This window comes from Psychrobacter sp. Pi2-51 (genome assembly GCF_904846665.1).
Taxonomy (GTDB): Bacteria; Pseudomonadota; Gammaproteobacteria; order Pseudomonadales; family Moraxellaceae; genus Psychrobacter; species Psychrobacter glaciei.
In genome coordinates this window covers 70,864-93,089 of record NZ_CAJHBP010000007.1, presented here as the reverse complement: position 1 = coordinate 93,089, position 22,226 = coordinate 70,864, and the positions used below count along the sequence as shown (strand labels likewise).

At 42.8% G+C, this 22,226-nt stretch carries 15 protein-coding genes and 1 pseudogene; 6 read left to right on the top strand and 10 right to left on the bottom strand.

Annotation, left to right across the window (positions count from 1 at the left end; translation table 11 throughout):
• Positions 1-235 precede the first annotated feature (235 nt).
• Positions 236-892 (bottom strand): OmpA family protein, encoded by a 657-nt coding sequence (locus JMY08_RS05580; RefSeq protein ID WP_189585567.1) that lies wholly within the window; start codon positions 890-892, stop codon positions 236-238.
• A gap of 420 nt (positions 893-1,312) precedes the next feature.
• Here JMY08_RS05580 and JMY08_RS05575 point away from each other — a divergent pair, with 420 nt between their 5' ends.
• From JMY08_RS05575 to minE, 5 genes are all read left to right on the top strand, one after another.
• The gene (locus JMY08_RS05575) at positions 1,313-2,269 is read left to right on the top strand and encodes an acyltransferase (RefSeq protein WP_201592082.1); all 957 of its coding nucleotides are present in this window, start codon (positions 1,313-1,315) and stop codon (positions 2,267-2,269) included.
• 446 nt (positions 2,270-2,715) lie between these two features.
• A complete protein-coding gene (locus tag JMY08_RS05570) occupies positions 2,716-3,837 on the top strand; it encodes a hypothetical protein (RefSeq protein ID WP_201592079.1) in 1,122 nt (373 codons plus the stop codon).
• 111 nt (positions 3,838-3,948) lie between these two features.
• Positions 3,949-4,791, top strand: a complete 843-nt coding sequence (gene minC / locus JMY08_RS05565) for a septum site-determining protein MinC (protein WP_201592076.1) — start codon at positions 3,949-3,951, stop codon at positions 4,789-4,791.
• Positions 4,792-5,151: 360 nt separating this feature from the next.
• Positions 5,152-5,964: a septum site-determining protein MinD gene (gene minD, locus JMY08_RS05560; protein WP_010201589.1), complete on the top strand. Its 813-nt coding sequence runs from the start codon at positions 5,152-5,154 to the stop codon at positions 5,962-5,964.
• A 2-nt stretch (positions 5,965-5,966) separates the two neighbouring features.
• Complete coding sequence (gene minE, locus JMY08_RS05555; protein WP_010201590.1) at positions 5,967-6,257, top strand: cell division topological specificity factor MinE; 291 nt, start codon at positions 5,967-5,969, stop codon at positions 6,255-6,257.
• Between the two features lie 108 nt (positions 6,258-6,365).
• Here minE and JMY08_RS05550 read toward each other — a convergent pair whose 3' ends face one another.
• The 9 genes and pseudogenes from JMY08_RS05550 to pilG form a co-directional block, all read right to left on the bottom strand.
• Complete coding sequence (locus tag JMY08_RS05550) at positions 6,366-6,893, bottom strand: cytochrome b (RefSeq protein WP_201592072.1); 528 nt, start codon at positions 6,891-6,893, stop codon at positions 6,366-6,368.
• A gap of 176 nt (positions 6,894-7,069) precedes the next feature.
• Positions 7,070-7,654 (bottom strand): hypothetical protein, encoded by a 585-nt coding sequence (locus tag JMY08_RS05545; RefSeq protein ID WP_201592069.1) that lies wholly within the window; start codon positions 7,652-7,654, stop codon positions 7,070-7,072.
• 17 nt (positions 7,655-7,671) lie between these two features.
• Positions 7,672-8,667: a chemotaxis protein CheB gene (locus tag JMY08_RS05540; protein ID WP_201592066.1), complete on the bottom strand. Its 996-nt coding sequence runs from the start codon at positions 8,665-8,667 to the stop codon at positions 7,672-7,674.
• Positions 8,657-15,616: an Hpt domain-containing protein gene (locus JMY08_RS05535; RefSeq protein ID WP_201592063.1), complete on the bottom strand. Its 6,960-nt coding sequence runs from the start codon at positions 15,614-15,616 to the stop codon at positions 8,657-8,659. Before JMY08_RS05535 ends, JMY08_RS05540 begins: the two co-directional genes overlap by 11 nt.
• A gap of 30 nt (positions 15,617-15,646) precedes the next feature.
• Positions 15,647-16,597: a CheR family methyltransferase gene (locus tag JMY08_RS05530; RefSeq protein ID WP_201592048.1), complete on the bottom strand. Its 951-nt coding sequence runs from the start codon at positions 16,595-16,597 to the stop codon at positions 15,647-15,649.
• Between the two features lie 128 nt (positions 16,598-16,725).
• Positions 16,726-17,772 (bottom strand): annotated as a pseudogene (locus tag JMY08_RS05525) (methyl-accepting chemotaxis protein); the annotation flags it as partial.
• A gap of 548 nt (positions 17,773-18,320) precedes the next feature.
• Positions 18,321-18,851 (bottom strand): chemotaxis protein CheW, encoded by a 531-nt coding sequence (locus JMY08_RS05520; protein ID WP_010201621.1) that lies wholly within the window; start codon positions 18,849-18,851, stop codon positions 18,321-18,323.
• Between the two features lie 3 nt (positions 18,852-18,854).
• Positions 18,855-19,217: a response regulator gene (locus JMY08_RS05515; protein WP_010201622.1), complete on the bottom strand. Its 363-nt coding sequence runs from the start codon at positions 19,215-19,217 to the stop codon at positions 18,855-18,857.
• Positions 19,218-19,550: 333 nt separating this feature from the next.
• A complete protein-coding gene (gene pilG, locus JMY08_RS05510) occupies positions 19,551-19,928 on the bottom strand; it encodes a twitching motility response regulator PilG (protein ID WP_010201623.1) in 378 nt (125 codons plus the stop codon).
• Positions 19,929-20,743: 815 nt separating this feature from the next.
• Between pilG and JMY08_RS05505 the strand changes: the two genes are divergently transcribed.
• Positions 20,744-21,973, top strand: a complete 1,230-nt coding sequence (locus tag JMY08_RS05505) for an efflux RND transporter periplasmic adaptor subunit (protein ID WP_201592034.1) — start codon at positions 20,744-20,746, stop codon at positions 21,971-21,973.
• The last annotated feature ends 253 nt before the right edge of the window (positions 21,974-22,226 follow it).

The window sequence follows — 22,226 nt, the reverse complement described above, 5'->3', positions numbered from 1 at the left end:
GTATAGGGTCATAGCTGCTAAACACTGTCATCACTATTGCTGAAATATTCAAATATTTGCGAATTATAATGTTATTGATAACTATTATCAAATATAATTTAAGGATTGGGTCTTACCGTTGATCAGAAGCTGGCTTATCAAATTCTAAGCCCAAAAAAAAGGCCAGCGTATTGCTGACCTTTTTTGCACTATTCTTACTGTAAGCGACTAAAATAGATGGTTATCAAACCATTTATTAGTTTACGCTTTGTGGTGAGTTAATGGTTAGCTCAACACGGCGGTTTTGCTGACGACCATAATCAGTGTTGTTGTCAGCTACTGGGCGTGATTCGCCATAAGCAACAACGTTGACACGGTTAGAAGCAACACCACGAGCCGTTAGATAGTTAGCCACTGAGTAAGCACGATCACGTGATAGACCCATGTTATATGACGTTGAGCCTTTACTATCGGTATGACCAGCAATGTTAACTGATGTTTTGTTGTACTGGTTCATCGTTGAAGCAAGTTTATCAAGTGTTGGCTTGAACGATGAGCTCAACGTAGCATCATCAAATGAGAAGGTGATGCTGCCTGGCATAACTAAGTCGATGTTACCAGTCGTTGGGTTTTGTTCAACCGTTACACCTGTACCAGCCATCTGTTGCTCAAGCTGCTTAGCTTGACGCTCCATGTAATAACCAACACCAGCGCCCAATGCGGCACCAATAGCTGCATCACGGCCAGTTTTGTCGCCACCAGTTGCTTTAGAGATGGTTGCACCACCTAAAGCACCTGCCAATGTACCAATAGCAGTTTTGTTCAAGCGCTGTTGTCCAGTGTTTGGATCAGTAGCACAACCACTAAGTGCTAAACCAGATGCGACTGCGGCAATCATTAATGTATTACGCATAATATTTCCTCTTAAGTATTAAATTAAAATTTTGCTTTATTAAGCTGTGCTTTTTATAAAGATTATTTATGAATATTATTTAGGTGCTTACTTGCGTTCGTTATTATTATGGCAATTACCATCTATCTATGTGTAATATTTTGTCACATCTATGTATGAGAAGTGCAGGAGGGTTCGCACCCTTCTCCTTTGTGTTATCTATCTCCACTAGGCCAGACATGGCAAGTCACGTTTACAGTCGTACACTATGAATAATTTCTGTTAAAATCATGCAATAAAGTTGACCGTGAAGCAGCGCTAATAACACCACTAAAAATATAGCGCGATTTCAACCCTATAAAACCGCCAAAAATTTTGCAAATAACGACTTCAGAAATGGAGTGTTTATATATCAACAATATCGATAGACAGGGATTAAACATGCGCCTGACCTCTACTATTCAAAAAATACATCAACGCGCCCCAAAATTGGGCAAGGCAGTTTCGCTGACTACAGCAGCCGGTGTCATCGCGGCCAATAGCTTTGGTTATAGTATCCCGTTATGGCTAATGGGCGCGACCAAGATGATTACTGGAGCACCCATTGCGGATAAAACCGTGATAAAAATTGCTGCCCACTGGATTAGTAGTAATAACGCCTTGATCGATAATATGTTGCCACGTAAAGATTGGCGTATCAACTTACCCGATGATGTCCATATGGCCGGTAAATACCTGCTGGTTAGCAATCATCAGTCATGGGTCGATACCAGTATCGTGCAATACATTGGTGAAAAGCGCCTGCCCCTCACCCGATTTTTTACCAAGTTTGAGCTGATTTATATCCCAATCGTTGGTCAAGCCTTTTATTTTTTAGACTTCCCAATGATGCGCCGCCATCCTAAAGAAAAGGTTGCTAAAAACCCTGCATTAAAGGGCAAAGACATTGAAGAAGCCAAGCGTGCCTGCGCGTTATTAAAAGATAAACCGTTCACCTTATTAAACTACTTAGAAGGCACTCGCTTCACCCAAGAGAAACATGCCAAACAAGGCTCACCTTATACGCATTTACTGAAACCGCGTGCGGGTGGCTTGGCGCTGGCTATCAATGCACTAGGGGATGACATCGATGGTATTTTAGATATGACCATTGTTTATCCGGATGGCGTGCCAACCTATGGTGATCTATGGAAAGGCAATATCACACGCTTGGGCGTTGACGTTCGGTATATTAAAATACCTGACGAATTGTTTGCTGGTATCAAAAATGGTGGCTATGAAGAGGATGAGGCAATAAAGGCTAAAATGTTCGATTGGGTTGAACAGATATGGTGTCAAAAAGATGACCTTATTACCACCATGCTTGCTGACTTTGCAGATAACCCGCAGAGCAAATAGACTGAACGATAAATTTTTTTCAGTAAACCTGCAAATCACAATGTTGCCATACTTTTTATGCTGCAATATAAACACTAAAAGCTGGCTAAGGCGTGTCCTCGTTTTGAGAATGCTGATAAAAATGAGATAAATGGCAGCTAAACAAGGAAAGTAGTACAGATAATATCGAGATATGAGCAAGCTACTTGACGCAGTTTGGCAAATATTTAGCCATTTTTAGCCCGTTTACAGTTTACTGTTCAGATTGAGGACACGCCCTAATATCAGGTTTTACTCAATTGATATAAAATACCAAATTATAATGGTTGATGGGTTGTTTTTTGATGGCATTCATTGATAATGTGAATAGTCATTAAAACGCTCGCTTACTCAGTTGTAATATCATCACTGACCCTGTCTACTGATGACATTATTTCTTATGCCATTTCTTACTAAAAGGTATGACTGTGCCCGCCTCTCCTACTAAAAGCTCGCCAATAACCGCAGCAATGCCAAATGAGTCATCGAACTTAGCAAGCAGTCAATCTTCGAGCATGCAACCTTCAAGCACGCAGTCACCACAGTCAAATCGTCCCAAACCAAGTCGCTTTAAGCTGACTTATGACATTTTGATGATTGTTGCTATTAGTATTGATCTCTTATTGATTAGCATAGATGCCATCTTGATGAGTAACTTTAGTAGCAATGTTGCAGGGTGGCTGACACTGAGTGATGCGCTTAACTGGTATCAAGGCACTTTGCTTGATCCGTTGCGTACGGCGGGTGGGTTTTTCACCATATTCTTAGTCGTCGAGCTATTATTACGCTGGGCAATTGCCATTAAAGAAAAAGTTTATTATCGCTGGTTCTTTTTTCCGTTTGTCCACTGGTATGAGGTGTTGGGCTGTTTTCCGCAGCTACGCGCACTACGGTTATTTCGAGTAGTGGTTATCGGCCGCCGACTCTACCAGCTTGGCTATCAAGTACTACCGCAGTCGTGGATTGACCGTATCAAGTTCTATATTGATCTGCTATTAGAAGAGTTGTCAGATCGCGTCATTTTGACTGCAATCGATAATTTTCGTGTGCAGCTTACCGACACCAAAACGCACAAATCATTGATCGAATCAACGATTGCTCGCAACCGTCATGAGATTGAAACAGCATTACTTTCGCTACTACGCACAGAGCTGGCGCCAAAGCTGCAAGCGCTGACGGCCTCTCCAGGAGGCAATAACATGATAGCTGGTGCGATGGGCGAAGCGATTAAAGAAGGTTTGGCCAATACGCCAGAGTTACGTCGCTACTTGCGCATGATACCCATCGCTGGTGGCTTGATTGAGTCGCAATTGCAGCATGTGGGACACAATATTGGCGAAAATGTGGTCATTGCTTTAAACGAGCGTCTCCTCGATGCTGAACGTCTTGATGCATTGATGGTCGCTATTGCCAGCGGTGTGGCACAAATCGATACCAACAACACCGCGCTGGACACTTTGATTTCTAGCATTATTGAGGACAGTTTGACAGCATTTGAAGCACAAATAAAAGTGCAGCAATGGAAGCACCAAGATATGCTTAACTTATAATATTTTTGCTAAAAATGGCTGATAAATAACCAGCACCTAAGTAAATAACCACTAAATAATAATAAATATAGTACGCATGCAGCCATACGATATTTTTTGAGGATCAATCTTATGACGATTTTAGATAACGAGAACAGCAGCCCAACCCCGAGCGCCACGCCTGCTCTCGCCTTTTACGGCAAGATGCTCACCTTTTCGCGCTTACAGTTCAGTACGGATGACTTGAGCGCTATCGAGGCTCAGCTTGCTGAAACGCTTAGCAACAAATCCAGCAATATACCTATCCTCATTGATAGCGAGGTCGAACAAGATCTGTCTGCATTGGTAGAGCTGTTATGGTCATGGGGACTGCAACCTATCGGTGTCGTGACAGGTGTGTTGGATGCACAAGCACGTGAGCAGCGATTGGCGATATTTCCTGCCGACGGCAAACGTATCGAGCGTATTCTACCCAGTAAAAAACCCACTGCTCAGGTCAGTAAAGCATCAGAAGCCAAAAGTACAGAGTCGACCAGCACGAATGACGCAGTCGCAGCGTCTGAACCCGCACTTGAGACAGCGACCGAGACGACCATCGCCAATATTCCAGCAGAAACCTTGGTAAGCGCTGAACATATCACCAGCCTCATCTATGATCAAATGCTACGTTCAGGACAGAGCCTTAACCACGTCGGTGGGGATTTGATTTTGACCAACAGTGTCAACAGTGGTGCTGAAGCGATTACAGACAACAGCTTGCATGTCTACGGCCGCGCCCAAGGTCGTTTGGTCGCAGGGGCAACAGGCGACAAAGATGCTCGTATCTTTTGTCAGGTCTTTAACCCGTCATTGGTGTCAGTCGCAGGCACTTACTGCCTACGAGACAATTTACCGCAACACGTAATCGACAAACCAGTACAAGTACGCTTTATAGAAGGTCAAGGTTTGGTATTTACCGTGATGGATGATGCTTAGTTAGACGGCTGATTTGTCGAATTTTATATATAAATCTTAAAGGCATTTGCTGTAGTACTGAGAAAGTAATGGCTAAATATCTTACTTAATATTTCAGTAAGTTTGGTTAACAAAACTGTCTCAAGACAAATAATTTACTCTGCCACTATGTAAACTATCTATCAGTGCTAATACCTATAGGCAGGAGCACTTAACGCAGATAATCGTTGTTTTTCGCTTTAGTGCAGACTTGCTATAAATTTTTGTTTATTTATGCTAGGCTTACGCTCGCAGCGCATATATTACATGTGAATAATAAGCATAAGAGAATGCGCTATTTTATTTAATAGATATCCCATTGATTCATAGGAGTGTGCCATTGTGGCGAAGATTGTTGTAATCACTTCAGGTAAAGGCGGTGTGGGCAAAACCACCACTAGTGCCTCTTTTGCCGCCGGTTTGGCGTTGCGTGGCTATAAGACAGTTGTTATCGATTTTGATGTGGGTCTACGTAATCTAGACTTGATCATGGGCTGTGAAAATCGAATTGTTTATGACTTTGTAGACGTCATCAGCGGTAACGCGCGCTTGTCACAAGCACTGGTCAAAGACAAACAGCTTGAGAACTTATACATCCTACCTGCCAGTCAAACGCGTGACAAAGATGCGCTGACAGACGAAGGGGTGTCCGAAGTAATGGCTGAGCTGTCTAAGCAGTTTGACTATATCATTTGTGATTCGCCTGCTGGTATCGAGCGTGGAGCCCAGTTAGCGATGTATCATGCTGATGAAGCGATCATCGTGACCAACCCTGAGATCTCTTCAGTACGTGACTCGGATCGTATTATCGGTATCTTACAAAGCCGTACCAAAAAGATCGAAGAGAACCAAGGTTCTATCCGTGAGCATTTGGTTATCACTCGCTACAATGCCGAACGTGCGGCAGCGAATGAGATGATGGATATCGATACCATCTCTAATGATATCCTAAAAGTACCCTTACTTGGTGTTATCCCTGAAAGCCATTCAGTGCTTGAGGCATCTAACCACGGTGAACCGGTTATTCACTATACCGACTCCATCGCTGGTCAATGTTATGATGACATTGTCGCCCGTTTCTTAGGCGAAGAGCGGCCGTTGCGTCATATTGACGTGAAGAAAAAGAGTTTATTACAGCGCTGGTTTGGGGGTTAATGATGAGTAAGAAAAAAGGATTTTGGAGCAATTTATTTGGTACTGATGACAGCAGCAATGTCGGCAGTGCTAATTTAGCCACTGAGCGTCTCAAGGTTATCGTTGCGAGTGAAAATCGCTTAAACAACCGCCTAACAGCGGATCGTATCGAAAAAATGAAACGTGAAATACTAGAAGTGGTAAATAAGTACGTCAATGGCGTGCAAATTGATGATGTGAATATCAATCATCGTTCTGAAGACAGCTTAGATGTGCTAGAGATGAATATCAACTTGCCTGAGCATAAAAAGTAAGCTGTTCAAAGCATATGGAACAATCGCTCTAGTTAAGCCCTAATCTAAAAAAGCCCTCAGTAAAATACTGAGGGCTTTTTTGTGGACGTATATTTTCTAGATTAGTCGTTACTTTATACGTGCGATCAAATTGTCTTTTTTGACAAACTGATGATACAAAGCTGCACCGATATGCAATACAGTAAAGGCAATAATCATGGGCCAGATAATATCAGCGTGTAAATCATTATAATAACGCGCTAAACCTCTATCTGGGGTGACAAAGACAGGAATCTGAAATAAACCAAATATATCTACCCGTCGACCCCCATAGACTGACATCAGCAAGCCAGCTAACGGCATCGCGATTAGCAAAGCATATAGCGCAAAGTGCGACAACTTTGACATCAACAGCTGCCACTTAGGCATCGGTAACGCTGGTGGCACTTTGGTAAAGACGCGATTGATAACTCGCGCTATCATCCAACACAACAAGCTTATACCAAAGGCCTTGTGTAGCCCAATATAGAGATTGTTATTAAGATTTTGGTATAACAGCATCATGAGCCACGTTACCAGCAATAAAACCGCACTGATCCAGTGAAATAAGCGGCTAGCGATTGACCACTTTGAAACATTCGCATCGATATTATTCATAGGCTGCTCTATTCACTCTAACCAACATTTATAGATAAAGACAATAACAGGCGGCATAGTCATTGTGGCTAGGTTAGTCTTGACGATGTTACTGGTCACTATCATTAGTCGTGATCATTAGTCATGATTAAGACTAAGGAATTGCTATTCACTATAGGCCACACTTACTAAAAAAGCTAGCTGTCTAAATCAACCAATTGATGCGCAATTTTATCCAAATCAGGCACCAAGTAGAGAATGTTATCGATAATTACGGTTTGAAACAAGTAGGATTCTACAACGTTTTCTTGAAAGCGTTTTTTGACATAGTCGATTTCACTATCTGTCAGATTTTCGCCAGTCGCTTGAACAGTTTCACTGTCGCTATTTTTTGTTTTTTGGGCGACGCTATAATCGATATTCGCATTGCTCGTATACTGTTCAGGAAGCTCAATATCCTTAACGTCAGAGATACGTACTTGTAACTGGTGCAGTTCACCGACAGTCTGTAATGCTATGCGATGGGCAGCCGTATTACCCTCTAATACGATGATTTTTTCTGGCGTTTGCCCACGGGATAGCAAATGGAATACAGCGACTTCTTGTTGTTGCCACAGATAAGTCCAAATATGCTCATCAAAGTCATCCACACTCAAAATCAGGCTGCTCGGAATAATCCAATCAGGCTGATTAAATGCTGGAACGATAGTGACATCTAGCATACCATTGTTCGTGGTTAGCAAGCTTACTGCCTCAAACGAATGTTTTATAATTTGTTTCATACGTCGCTCACAATAGATTAATGCGAAGAGGCAACAGCCGCCCTTTCACCAATATAGTCGGTAAGTTTTTGTGCTAAAGCCACAGGGCTACCAATAAAACCACAATATCCAGAATCAACAATCGCTTGTGGCTGACTAGGACAAGTACTGACACTTGGATCTTGCGCCCACAACTGACTGTCATTGTCTTGGATTAAATCCAGATGCTGAGCCCCATCGTTACCCATACCTGAAAAAATAATATTGATCAGCTCACTACCATAAACATCGCTGGTGTTTTTTAGGATCTGACCAATAGCGGGCTTGTAATCACCTTCCCATGCTTTAGTAAGTAATATAATCCGTCCGGTCGAATCGCAAACAATTTGCTTATCAATAGGCGCAATCAAACATTGACCCGCCTGTAAACGTTGCGACGAGGTAATGACCTGACAGCGCCAATCGTTATGGCGATTTAGTATGCGTGGTAGCGTCCCAATCATCGTCTGGTTGAAATGATGCGCCAATAAAATACAAATGGGTAGCGTGGGTGACAAGTTATCTAAGAACTCTTTTACAGCGCTAGGACCGCCCATAGACGCACCCAAAAACACAACATACTGCCAGTCATTGGTATCGCTCTGGTAAGCCTTGGTATCTACCAATGCTGGTAGGAGTAGCATCTGCGCAAGCTTACGTTTTAGTTTTCGTTGCCATTTAGCATACTGCTTTGCCTCATTTAAATAAGGCGCTTGACTAAAACCCACCAAAACCCCGATTGATTGAGACATAGCAGTAGCCGTGGCTACACTGTCATCATAATCACTGTCTATCAACCAAATATCAATGGGTGTTTCATAACGTTCAAACTTATCGTTCAACTGCGCCCGTGATACACAATCAATGAGGGCAAAACCACAACCACGTACGGTATCCGAAAAGGCCATACGCTGGTGATGATCTTCTGCGACCACCAGCACCTTGATATCACTTTTGTTCTTGAGCGCTAATGGAACAGGTGCCTTATCCTTCATAAGTTAAGCTGACCTCTTCACCCAATAGCATTTGGATTTTGTTCAATAGCTCGTTTTCTTGGAATGGTTTACCCATATAATCATTCACCCCAATCTCTAGGGCACGCTCACGATGCTTTTCACCAGTACGTGAGGTAATCATAATAATCGGAATATGCTGCAAGCGTTTATTGTGACGTATTTGAATGGCCACTTCGAAGCCGTCCATACGTGGCATCTCAATATCCAATAAGATAAGATCCGGTATCGTCTCTTGTAGTATCTCAATCGCATCGACACCGTCTTTGGCAACGGCAACTTTATACCCTTGACGCTCTAAGAAGCGCGACGTTACTTTACGTACCGTGACCGAGTCATCGACGACCATAACTGTCGGCTGAGATTCTAAACGTCTATGCTTAGAGCCGACAGATGGCATGACTTCTTTAAGCGCTGGTGCATTACGCATCAAGGCAATCAAATCTAAGATAAGCATGACCGAGCCATCACCCATGATGGTAGCGGCTGAAATACCCGATAGGTTTGAGAATTGTTGTCCTAATGGTTTTACTACGACTTCGATACGTGACCCAGCTATCTGATCGACCTGCAGGGCAATATTCTGTCCAGTACGGTTTTTGATGATAATCACCGGTAAGCTCGTATTGGTGTTAACCACCAGCTCATTGAGTTTATTACCTGATAAAATCTCATTTAAATAACGCACACGGTAATCAGCGTCTTCAAAGTTTAGCGTGGCGTCATTTGACTGATAGTAATCATAAAGCTTTTCTGGATTGATACGTACCACACGCTCAATCTGAACCAGTGGTATGGCATAGTAGCGATCTGCTGCTCGCACTACTAGGGCATCCGATACAGCTACTGTGAGCGGTAGGCGCATGGTAAAACGTGACCCTTTGCCCAGCTCAGAGACTACAGACACAACGCCACCTAATTGACGAATCTCGCTGATGACGACATCCATGCCAACGCCGCGCCCTGAGATCTGCGTTAATTGCTTACTGGTACTCAAGCCCGCATTAAAAATATACTGCATGATATCAAGATCGGTCAGACTACTGTCTGCTGCATCGATAAGGCCTTGCGCAATGGCTTTGCTGCGAACAGCTTCGACATCGATACCGCGCCCATCATCGGATAAGTTGATGACAATTTCACTGCCTTCGCGCAACACCTCTAAAGTGATGTTACCACTGCGCTCTTTACCAGCTTTCAGACGCGTTGTACTGTCTTCGATACCATGATCGACGGCGTTACGTAGCATATGCTCAAGCGGCGACGTAATACGCTCTAGAATGGTTCTATCCATTTCGTCATCAGCATTAATAATTGTCAGCTCAACCGACCTATTAAGCTCATTAGCCGTTTGGCGTACCGTACGCTCAAGGCGTGGTATTAAGCGCGTAAATGGCACCATACGCGAATTCATCAAGCCATCTTGTAGCTCAGTTTGCGTTCGCGACAGTTGTAATAATAAGCTCTCACTATCACGCGTTTTTTCTAAAAGAGTATGATTAATATCAACCAAATCTGATGCCGACTCTGTCAGAGATTTTGATAGCTGATTCAAAGAAGAGTATTGATCCATCTCTAGCGGGTCAAAACCTTCATGGCTTATCAACTCATCATCTATCTGCGATAAGATTTGAGCTTCAAGCTCAATCTCCATTCGGCGTAACTGATCTGCCAAACGCTGTACCGTGATGCCCATCTCTTCAAGGCTGTTGGTCAAGCTACTCATGCCCATGTCAATACGCGCACGGTTAATCGCCGACTCGCCAGACAAGTTAATCATATGCTCAATCAAACCACCTGAGATACGGATCATCTCATTGCTACTAGCGCTCTGCTCCTGCTCCGTAAACTTACCGATCATAGCCGGCATTTTACTGATGTCTTTTACCATACCTGCTGAATTTCGATTTTCTTTGGCAGTCAAAATCGCTTTGCGCTGCGCTTGCAGAGATTCATTAGGTATTTGTTTTAAGCTATCAGGGTTTTTACTAAATTCTTGTAGCGCCTCTATTAATAAAGCAGGCGTTGGCGGGTTGACTTGTTGCTTGAGAATAAATAGTGCATCTGCCATCCAGTCATGACAGACCACGAGTAACTCTAGGACTTTTTTTGTAGCAGGACGACGACGATGGGCAAGATCTTCATAGACCGACTCCATGTCGTGTGCCAAATCCGCTATTCCATTAGCCGTGACCATTCTTGCGCCACCTTTGAGGGTATGCAAGTCACGCTGTAGCGCTTGTAAGGCAACCGTATCGCTCACGTTATCTAAAAATAACTGTAGATATTGATTGTTATTGGTCAGCGCTTCTGCTTCTTCTAAGAATACTTCTAATATGTCAGGATCCGGTAAGCCATTGGCCCATGATTGTTTAATCATTCTATCAAGCGTCAGTATTTCTGTGTTTTCGACATTGCTGAGTATAGAGTCATCTTCAACAGCTTGCGGCTCAGCGACAGTATGATGTTTTGGCACGGGTACAATCAAATTAACCGTATCTGGCAATACTTGTGCTTTCTCAAAACGTTGTAACTGCTCGATAAGTTCGGGAGCAAAAAATGATTGCTGATGATTTACCATGTGCATGACTTGCAACGACAAGGTATCTTGCACGATTTGCATAATCTCAAGCCACTGTGTGGTTGGCGCGCGTCTGTGCTCTACAAAAGCTTCATAGATACTCTCTGCTTCATGGGTCAAGTCTCCAATACTGCGGATACCTGCCATGCGTGCACCACCTTTGATGGTATGCAGATGACGTTGTAATACCTTTAGCGTATTGATGTTAGTAATATCCGCACGCCACTTATTAAAGCTTTCGGCAAGGGCATCATCAAGCTCTTGCGCTTCTTCTAAAAAGATCTCTAACAGTTCAATGTCAGTATCGATAGACTCTAACTGAAACTCAGCAGCAGAGACACTTTGCACGGTAGGCAGACCATCATTATCCTCATCAATAATATCATCTTCAGTGTCAGCACCATTAGCAATACGCTGTAAATCCTCAAGAACGTGCCCATCGATTTTTAATGACGTGCTACCGGCCAATGCATCGAACAACCCTACTAACTGCGCATGCCCAGCCAACAACGTGGTTTGAATGTCTGTATCAGCTGCTGTTTCAGGACTGGCTTGCAGATGATTATAAGCCCCAGCTAAGGCACTTAGAATTGCAGTGAATTTTGGAATATCTACCGCTTTGCCAGCCAGATAATTTATTTGTGCCAGTTGTTGTTCAATATATTTCTGGACATGCTCACTTTCGGAGTGGCTCAGCGCCTCATTTAATTGCCATTCAGCATCGAGCAGTTCATCAATATTTTCGTCGAATAGCTGCTCTATAGTGAGTTTATTGTCTGCTATCTCACTATAATCACCGACAGCATAATGCTCACCCAGCATCGCTTGCAATGACGCAATATCTTGCTGGCTCTGCGCTTCTTCTACCGATATATCTTGCTGTTCGACGTTTGGTTTGTAATTATTAAGATAGCCATTAATCAGTGTCACAGACTGGGCTAACGCCTCTAAGTGTTGCGCCCTCATAGGAATATCTTGCTGTTGCAACAGCTCTAGACTCTGCTCTATTGTTGCACTGATTTCGCTAATCGCTGCCAACGCGCTAGAACCTGAAGCGGCTCTTAGGGTATGGAATGCCCGAACAATGTGATCACTAACTGCAACATAGGGCTGACCTTGATGCTCATTAACAAAGGTATCAACCTCCTGTAATAGGGTCTCTGCTTCGTCGATGAAAATCTCAAAAAATGCTTTTTCTTCTGCATTCTGATGCGTCAAAATGACTGGCGCTTCTGCCATTATTTCATTAGCCGAATGAATGGTCTGCAGCATATTATCAATGTCTTCATCACTAGTTTCGATCGTACTATCATACTCTAATACTGAATGTTGCTCAGTAGAGGTAAGTGCTTGCTCATATAACTTAGCATAGCTGAACTCATTACCATGCTGCTTACTAAAAGCGTTCGCACAGGCGATCCATAGTGGCACTAGCGCTGGATAATCTTGGCTGCCACTTTCAAACGTGATGAGCATAGCAGGATATGCTGCTAACACATCGGTAATAAGCTGTCTCATATCAGCTGAAGCAACAATACTCTTATCTAAAATGCGATTGAGCATGTTTTCTATTGACCATGCCAGCTCACCAGTATAGTTGGCACCAACCATACGACCAGAACCTTTTAGCGTATGGAATCCGCGACGAATGTCTGCCAAATCGCTCAAATCAGTGGGAGACAGCTGCCAATGCTCATATAAAGGCACGATGTCGTCCAACACTTCATTCGCCTCTTCTATAAATATCTCTTTGATATCAGGATCGGCATCATTCGCATCTGTCGGTAACTGCTGCGTCTCTTGCATGAAAGAAAGGAGTACGGTGGGTAACATCAGACCAGAAAGAGAGTCTATGACGTTTCTATCTCCGCCTACTTCCTGTTCATTTTCAGACTCATCAATCGTGTCTGCCAGATCGTTATATTCAGCAGTTGCCATTGGCTCATCTGAGTTCAAAGCCTCGTCTAATTCAGTGTCCGATGAGGCAGATACGGCAATGTTTAAACCCGTGTTAACTGGCTGTCCCGTTAGTACATTATGACTTTGTAAGATGGTTACCGCAGGATCAAAGCTTGGCGATTGTTGCGCCGTAAAATCTGTCATTAAAACTGAAAGTCGCTTGGTCGTCTCTGTTACTAGCGCAACGACCTCATCAGTGACAGGCAGTGTTTTGTCTAAAAGTCGATTGAGCAGATTTTCGATTGACCACGCCATCTCGCTGATACTAAAGGCACCAACCATGCGCCCCGACCCTTTTAACGTATGAAAACCTCTACGCACTTCTGTTAAAGGTGTTAGATCTTGTGAATCCTGTTGCCAAATTGGTAAAAAATCTTCTAAGTCCTCGACGACCTCTGTCACCTCTTCAATGAAAATATCACGAATATCTTCATCTATATCAAAACTATCTGGCTTCACTTGTTCACGCGCACGTAGCAAAGCTTCACTGTCATTAACAGTGCTAAAATCATCACCGACGCTATTATTTATGATGAGGTTATCCGACTCATCTTCTACCGCCGTTTCATGGCTCAAAATTGCCGCATCAAAGTCTTGATCTTTAAGAATTTGGTCATCGATAGCGTGCTCAGTAACTGGCGCAATCTCACCGTTATCATCGTAGCGCAGTACATCGGTCGCCGCGACTTTTTGGCTAAATAAGCTTTGGTCAACACTTTCAGGTGCTTGAATATACTCACTGAGCAATGTGGCAGCATTATCAATATGCTGATTTGCCAACGCTAATAGCGGTTGGTCAAAAACTTGCTGAGCCAGATAATCAAGCAACAGCTCTATCGAAGTCAGACCTTCAGCCAATGCTTGGGTAACCTTCCAACTGAGCACGTCAATTTCATGAGTGGTGAGTTGTACAAATAGGCTGGCTATAGCATCAGTCGCTTCACGGATTGAAGGCAATCCCATTTCATCAAAAGCATGACCAATATTAGTAAAATCAGCAGCCTCAGGTAAGAGAGCAATATCCTGACGCTGTATATATGCGTTAAAGCTTTGTTTTATGTCTTCAACAGCAATGCGCAATTCACGTAAGTTTTTACTAGTAGATTTGATATCCGTACTAGAATCTGATTGTGCCTCGACACTCGCTGCTACATCAGACACCGGCGTAAAATCAGCGGCATCACCGATCTTTGTAGATATTGCCTGCTCTGTATTGTAAATAGCGCTATATAACTCTTGAAGCTGGCGTTCAATCTGCCACTGTTCTTGTGCAAACCCAGTCTCTGAGGAAAGGGCACGCTCTATATCAGCAATGATGGATGCGGCTTTTGAGGCATAAAAAGTCCACCCTCGAGCTTCGAGTTGACTATTTATACGTTGCAATGGGTTCAATAAAGTCTGCGGTTGATCGAGACTGAAAATGAGGGTCTCAAGCTCGCTCAGTATACGAGGTAAAAAACGTGCATCCACTATCGCACTTTGCGGTAGATTACTGAGAATAGACTGAGTATGCTCGCTGCTTTGCGCAAGACCACTCAGCTCAATATAGAGGCTGGCGAGCAATTCTTTAATAATGCTCGACGCCAACTCGGCTTGATGTCCACAAGACTCTAGCACTTGCTCAAGCTTTGCCAATAGCGGTGCATAGTGCTTAGGCAACGGTGTTTTATTATGAGCAAGATCGCGCAACCACAGCTCGGTTAAATACCATAGACGCTGCAAATCATCGTCTTGCGTGGTTTGCCATAAATACTCACTTACCTTTTCTAATACCGTCAGTACTGAGGGCTGATTGCTATTGGCAACCAGTAGCGCCTGTACTTGCTGACGCCAAACCAATAGTAATTTTTGATACTGCTGAGTGTCTAGATGAGCATCTACCGCATGGCTTGGCACAACTAGTTCAATATCATCGATAACTTTTTCAGAATTAATACCGCCATCGACTAGGCTTTTGTAATGAGTATTGCCAGCTATAGTGGATTGCGGTGACAAATGGTCGGTCGCTATACCCAGTCGTGATAGCGACTGAGTAAGGTCATCAGCCGCTCTACTGATTAGAGCGGTATGATGACTGCTTGTACGCATATATTGCGTCAGCTCACGTTGTAGCAGCCGATGAGAAAACTGACCGATGCGGCGATCATCAGGGGTAAAACCATCTTGGCTACCCGCCCCTGCCAACAGACTCAGCTTAGTCGCTAAATTTGACAGCAAAGGCAGATTAATCATAGTTAAAGCACCACCAACTTGATGATAGTGCTGCACCATTTGCTCGTAATTATTGCTGTCAGCGTCTAATTGCCAGCCATCAGATACTTGTGATAATTGCTGATTAAAAAGTGGTAATAACCACTCGAGCGTCACCATGTCATTGGGCTGGTTTTTCATAGATTTATCCTAACTCGTCTAGGCGCTAATTTAGGCACTGATCTTTTGCCACGCATTAATTTTTGGGTGCGCAATACGGCGCATATTTGAAGGACGCCAAAACAACGCCTCACCTGGAGCCAATACTATATAACCACCTAGCGCACACTGCTCTGACAGCTTGTTAAGAATATCTCGTTGATCAAATTTACGAAAATATAGCAGCATATTTTGGCAGATGATGACCTGCTGTAGATCGGACGTGGGTGGTTCTTGACCGATAATATTGTGTAAAGCAAAGCTAACATACTGTTGTAAAGTTGGCACGATTTGCCAATGTGCTTGAGTGTCGTTAATAGTACTTTCTACTATAGATGAATCAAAAACAGTCGATTGATCGGGTACAGTTTCAGAATGTAATGGGTAAATAAACTGCTGACAGCTTGACGGAATCAATGTTTTTTGACGTTTGTCATATTGTGCCAAACGTGCTTTCGTAATTGCTTTTTGGCTGACATCTGTACCCAATACGGCGTAATTGACCAGCTGCTTCGATGCCAAACTCATGGCAAGCGACCAAGTCTCCTGTCCACTGGCACAGCCAACACTCCAAATGCGAAACGTCTCATCAATACTGTCATCTATTAGCCTCAGTCGCTGGTGTCGCAAGGCGCACTCTGTAATGAAGTCTATAGAAGGCATATGACGAAAGAAGCGACTTTCATCAATCAGCACTTTGTCCAATAATTGCTGGCGCAGCGCATCATTGCTTGGCAGTTGACGCCATAATTGCAAAATCGATAGTCCATGCGCGGCAGCCGTACGGTCAATCGCATTTACCAACCACTGTCGTTGGATAGGAGGTAAAACAAAGCCAATTTCTTGCTCTATGTAACGTTGCCATTGCTGTATATCAAAGGCATTAACTTGCCCTAAGACTGTCACCAAATCGGGATTGGCTTTATCGACTACATTAACGTCTTGTTGAGTATGCTTATCCACGTGACCTGCTATTATTACTGCTGCCCAGCATCACTACTAGAGCAGCACTTTGATTAACATCTCAAGATGACAAAACCCTAAGCTTGATGACTAATTATGATACTTACCTATTACACATTCGCTAATTATTAAGCGTTGGTCAATAGGTTTTCTTCAGCTTCTAATTGCTCATCATCATTCGATACTTTGAAGCCAGTCACCGACTCTTGGAGGGCAGCAGCCATTTCACTTAGCTCACCAATAGAACGCGCTGTAGCCATCGTACCAGATGAGGTTTGTGAGGTAATGTCTTGAATGATATTCATCGTGTGAGAGATATGTCCAGCAGACTCAGCCTGTTGCTGGGCGGCATTTGAGATGTTTTGAATCAGATCTGCCAACGTATTAGAAACGCTCTGTACCTCTTCTAGTGCTTCACCAGCATCTTTGGCCAAACGTGCACCGCGTACAACCTCAGAGGTTGTGGATTCCATTGACATCACAGCTTCGTTGGTATCTGCCTGAATGGTTTTTACCAGTGTTTCAATCTGTTTGGTAGCATTGGCTGAACGCTCAGCGAGACGTTGAACTTCATCAGCAACTACCGCGAAACCTCGACCAGCCTCCCCTGCCATTGACGCCTGAATGGCCGCGTTCAATGCCAATACGTTGGTCTGATCCGCAATATCATTAATCAATCCAACGATATCACCAATCTCTTGCGAAGATTCACCAAGGCGTTTGATACGCTTTGACGTCTCTTGAATCTGATCGCGAATAACGTTCATGCCTTCAATGGAGCGCTGTACAACCTCTGCCCCATTGTAAGAGATAGCAACCGAGCGCTGAGCAACCGTTGCAGACTCTGCCGCGTTGTTCGAAACTTGGTCAATTGAGACAGTCATCTCATTAATTGCTGCGGATACACCAGCGATTTCTTGCGCTTGGTTTTCCGAGGCTTCAGCAAGCTCAACCGCATTCATCTGCGTCTGCTCTGAGGACTGTGAAACGCGATCAGCGGTACTGTTAATAACCAGTACCAATTGACGTAATTGGTCAATGGCGAAGTTTACCGAATCAGCAATCGCCCCAGTGAAATCTTCTGATACAGTCGCATTGACCGTCAAATCACCGTCTGCCAAATCACCCAATTCATCAAGCAAACGCAAAATTGCAATCTGGTTACGCTCATTCTCTTCTTGAATTTGGCGAGCACGCTCGGATTCTGCTTCTGCTTCTTGACGACGACGCAAGGTCTCTTTTTCGATGAGTAGACGCTCTGAGCCGCCACGCTGACTAAGTAACTTATATAAGGCAAATAGAATACCGGCAACACCTACTACAAATATAATCACTGGCAATACTACTGATTGATTAAAATCAGGCAGATATTGACTTACTGATGACAATGAATTGACTAGCCAAATTAGACAAACCACGGTCAATAAAGCAAAAAACCCCAATAATAATTTCCAAATATTATTAGCGTCTTTAACCGTGTGCGTTGTTTTGCTATTGCCAGTTACAGAGTTCTTTATAACATCACTCATCTTGCGTATCCCTTTCGAACAATCGTCAAAGTCTTATCGTGACTGACTCCGACAATCATATTGTTATCGAAACAATAGTGATTAGCAAAGCCTGTATGAATGCTGACATACAACTGTATTATGTCAGTCGGTGTTTCTTTTCATCGTGCTAGCAGGCGAGTATTTCATGGCAGCAAATACCGTATGAAAGACCGTTATAGCGCTGCATCAGCATACTGCAAATCTTGCACTAACAAGCTTGGCATAAAAATATACCAATCTTGTTCATCTTTAAAAAACTTGCCATGATTATAAGGAGAGAATGGCGAGTTATATTCAAGCGCTTCTGGGCGATATTCATCACGAGTAAATTGCTCGATACCAAGTACTTGATCGACAAGTAATCCTGAAAACACATTATCATGATCGATCACAATAACCTTGCGTTGGCTCATTTGCGCCAACCGACTAGGAACTTGCAAAAACTCAGACAAATCCGTCAGTGGTAATAGGCGTCCGCGAATGTTGGCGATGCCAATCATCCAAGGCTTTACTAAGGGCAGACTGGTGAATTCTGGCATAGTGAGTATTTCTGAGACTTGACCCATTGGTGCCACCAAGCGCTGACCACCAATCTCAAATACTACACCCTGCCAGTCGGATTCTTGTCCACCGTGACGGCCACTTTTACGTGCGCGTGCCAAATCTGCGAAACGCAGAAGCTCAATAAACCCTTTGGAAGCCACAAGTTACCCCATTACTTTGCGAATAATATTAACCAGACCATTTTCGTCAACTGGCTTGGTTATGTATTCTTTAGCGCCTTGGCGCTTACCCCAAACACGATCCGTTTCTTGATTTTTGGTACTAATCATAATGATAGGAATATGCGATGTTGTTTTGCCACGAGTTATCTTACGGGTAGCTTGAAAACCATTCATTTCAGGCATGACCACATCCATCAAGATGACATCTGGTAAATGATCAGTTGCCATTTGACAGCCTTGCTCACCATTGGTTGCTTCAAGCACCTGATAGTTGTTTTTTGCAAGCATGTCGCGAAATTTCGCCATCTCTGATGGCGAGTCGTCAATGACTAAAATAGTAGCCATGGAAATTTCCTTTATTTTCGATGATATCCGTTGGGATATATTATTGAGACAAATCTATTAAAAATAATGCCTGACACTTTCGAGGGCAGCACTATTTCCACGATGATATATATAAAGCAGTAAATACTAAACAATACTGTTGTGATCGTCACTGAGCTATTTCTAACACGGCTATTTAATTAACCTGAAATCTTAATTCATGGAACAGTCACGACAGCTATAGTTGTTTTTTGTATGACAGTCTTCTTAGCCACTTGCACTAGCCGTACCGCTGCACATATAAAGCATACCAATATGACTGTCTAATTATCAGTTTTATAAAATGGTTGGTTATTAACGGTACTGATTGATTGCTTCAAAAAGCTCATCTTTGCTAAATGGTTTAGTCAAATACTCATCTGAACCGACAATACGTCCACGTGCCTTGTCAAATAAACCATCTTTAGATGACAGCATAATCACCGGCTTACTGGCATAATCAGGGTTGTTTTTGATCAATGCACAAGTCTGATAGCCATCCAAGCGTGGCATCATGATATCAACAAAAATGATATCGGGATTGTTGTCAACAATCTTGGCTAAAGCATCAAAACCGTCAATAGCGGTTACTACTTCGCAGCCAGCTTTTTGTAATAAAGTCTCTGCCGTACGGCGAATGGTTTTTGAGTCATCGATAACCATGACCTTCAGACCCTCAAAATTATTTTCCATTATCATTATCCTATGAATGACTATTTATTCGTAGCGCTATCTGTCAGTGCAAAATTTTAACAGTTATTCCAATTTATAAAATGGCTTATTCTTGGATTGATATGAACGACTAAGTTTGCATTTTACGCTGTCATAATAGCTAACATGTTCTTTATCAGTATTGTCTATCAAGCATGACGTTACCTTCAGTTACTATACGCACTTTACCGTCAATTATCTTCGTAAATTAATTTCTAATCTGAGTTTAATTTACGAAGATAATTATCAGATTTCTATGACCATCACTAGGGCGTGTCCTCATTTTGAAAATAATAATAAAAATGAGATAAATACTTAAATGGGAGGTCATATAGCTAAGAAGTTATGTGGCTAACAAGCGTCTTACTGTATAAAACCGCCTATATGACCAATCATTTTTCTTATGTAAATTTCAAACCTGTCAAAATTAACAGGCATAATCGTTATAAATACAAACAATTTAACGGGCATAACACTCATCAAAGAAGTGTGGTAAGAATTTAACATTGGGTAGAAGCAACAGTTATCTTACCGAATCATCTTCATTTGTGATAAATATGTATCACTGTATTTTAATATGTTCGTTTTAGCACAGTTACTCGTTGTTTTCCAGTTATTTAGTGAATTTATGTTCAAATTAATCATCGGTTTAGCAAAAATACTCTGATTATTACTCTTCCTCTTCCAGTCATGCGTTTGAAATCAATAACTCTGTCTCGTTGCGTAAATATCGCACTATTATTTGCCCTCGCCCCGATTCACTATATAATAAACCAATGTTTATGAGGGCAATTGGTATGAGAGTTTTTATAGGTCTAAAAAATAGTGCGTATTTATGCAGTGCTTTATTATTGCTTGCTGCCTGTCAGCCCTCGCCCCCTACTGATGAGCCTGTGACCGCAGAAAATAGTGAGACGGTAGAGACACCCATTATCATTGATGACGATAGCGTTACCATGACGCCTGACCATATTTTAAGTATAAAGCCATCACGCTATCAGCCCAGCATAGGACTCCAAGGCCGTATTGAACCAATCAAGAAGACCCAGTTCACCGCAGCAAAAGCGCTCACTGTCCAGCAAGTATTGGTAGAAGAAAATCAATGGGTAGAAAAAGGCACGCCACTGTTAATTGTCCAGCGTCAGGAAGCAGCTAGTAAACCCACAGAGTCAGCGACTACCTCAACGGCTGAAAATACAGAATTTGCAACATCAGACCAATCTACACAAAATAGTAAAACAGAGAACAAGACTGATAACCCAAGCCAAACAACGAAGCCGACACCAACATCGATAAAGGCTAATGAAAATAACGCTGAAGCGCCTCAGTCTAGCGGTGATAAAACTAGCGTTGATAAAAATAATGTAATAGCCAGCAAAAATGCACCTGCTAGTACCAAATCATCCTACAAATTGATGACGGTGCGTGCCAGCTTCTCAGGACGTGTCGAAAAGCTGTATGCCGAAGCTGAACAAAAAATGGACGCACGCCAACCACTTTTGCAGCTTAGTGATGAAACTGAATTACATTTCATCGGCATTGTACCCATTCAAGCTGAACCTCAGCTTTCTGTCGGACAGACGGTCAATTTTACCGCTGAAGGCATGTCGGATAAATTCACTGGACAAGTTAGCAGGTTGACGGCAACAGTTCAGCCCAAACAGCTTTTGGTTCATGTGAATGTCGTCAATAATGAAATCAGTCGCGAGAAATTACAGCCTGATATGCAAGTGACGGGGCGTGTCAATTATGGTCAGATCGATGTCGGTACGATTGTCCCCGAGCGTGCGTTACATGATGTTGACTTAACAGAGTTGCAGCGCCCACCCTATAAACCATTAAGACCCTTGAGCGCCAATGTATGGATTATTAAGCAAGACCAACGCCTAACTCGTCAGCCAGTTGAGGTCGTCGAATATGATCCTATTACCAAGCAGTATTTAATTGCAGGCATTAGCAACGACAGTTTAATTTGTCTTGCCAACTTAACCATTGAATCTAAAGGCAAAAAAGTGGTGGTTTCTTAGAGAGCAGTAGAGACAGTTACATTGTGTAGAAACATTAACAAAGCGTGTCTTGTTTAGTCACGTGTTAATTAGGCAATATAGTATTATTACTTTGTCTTATATTGACTGAAAGCTTAATCATGTTTTTTTAACCCTATCTTAACGGTCAATGTCTTATGATTAAGGACAATAACGATTTAGAAGCACTTAGATTTAGGATAATGTAGATTTAGGATAATATAGATATCGAGGCGCGCTAGAATTTTAATAAAAA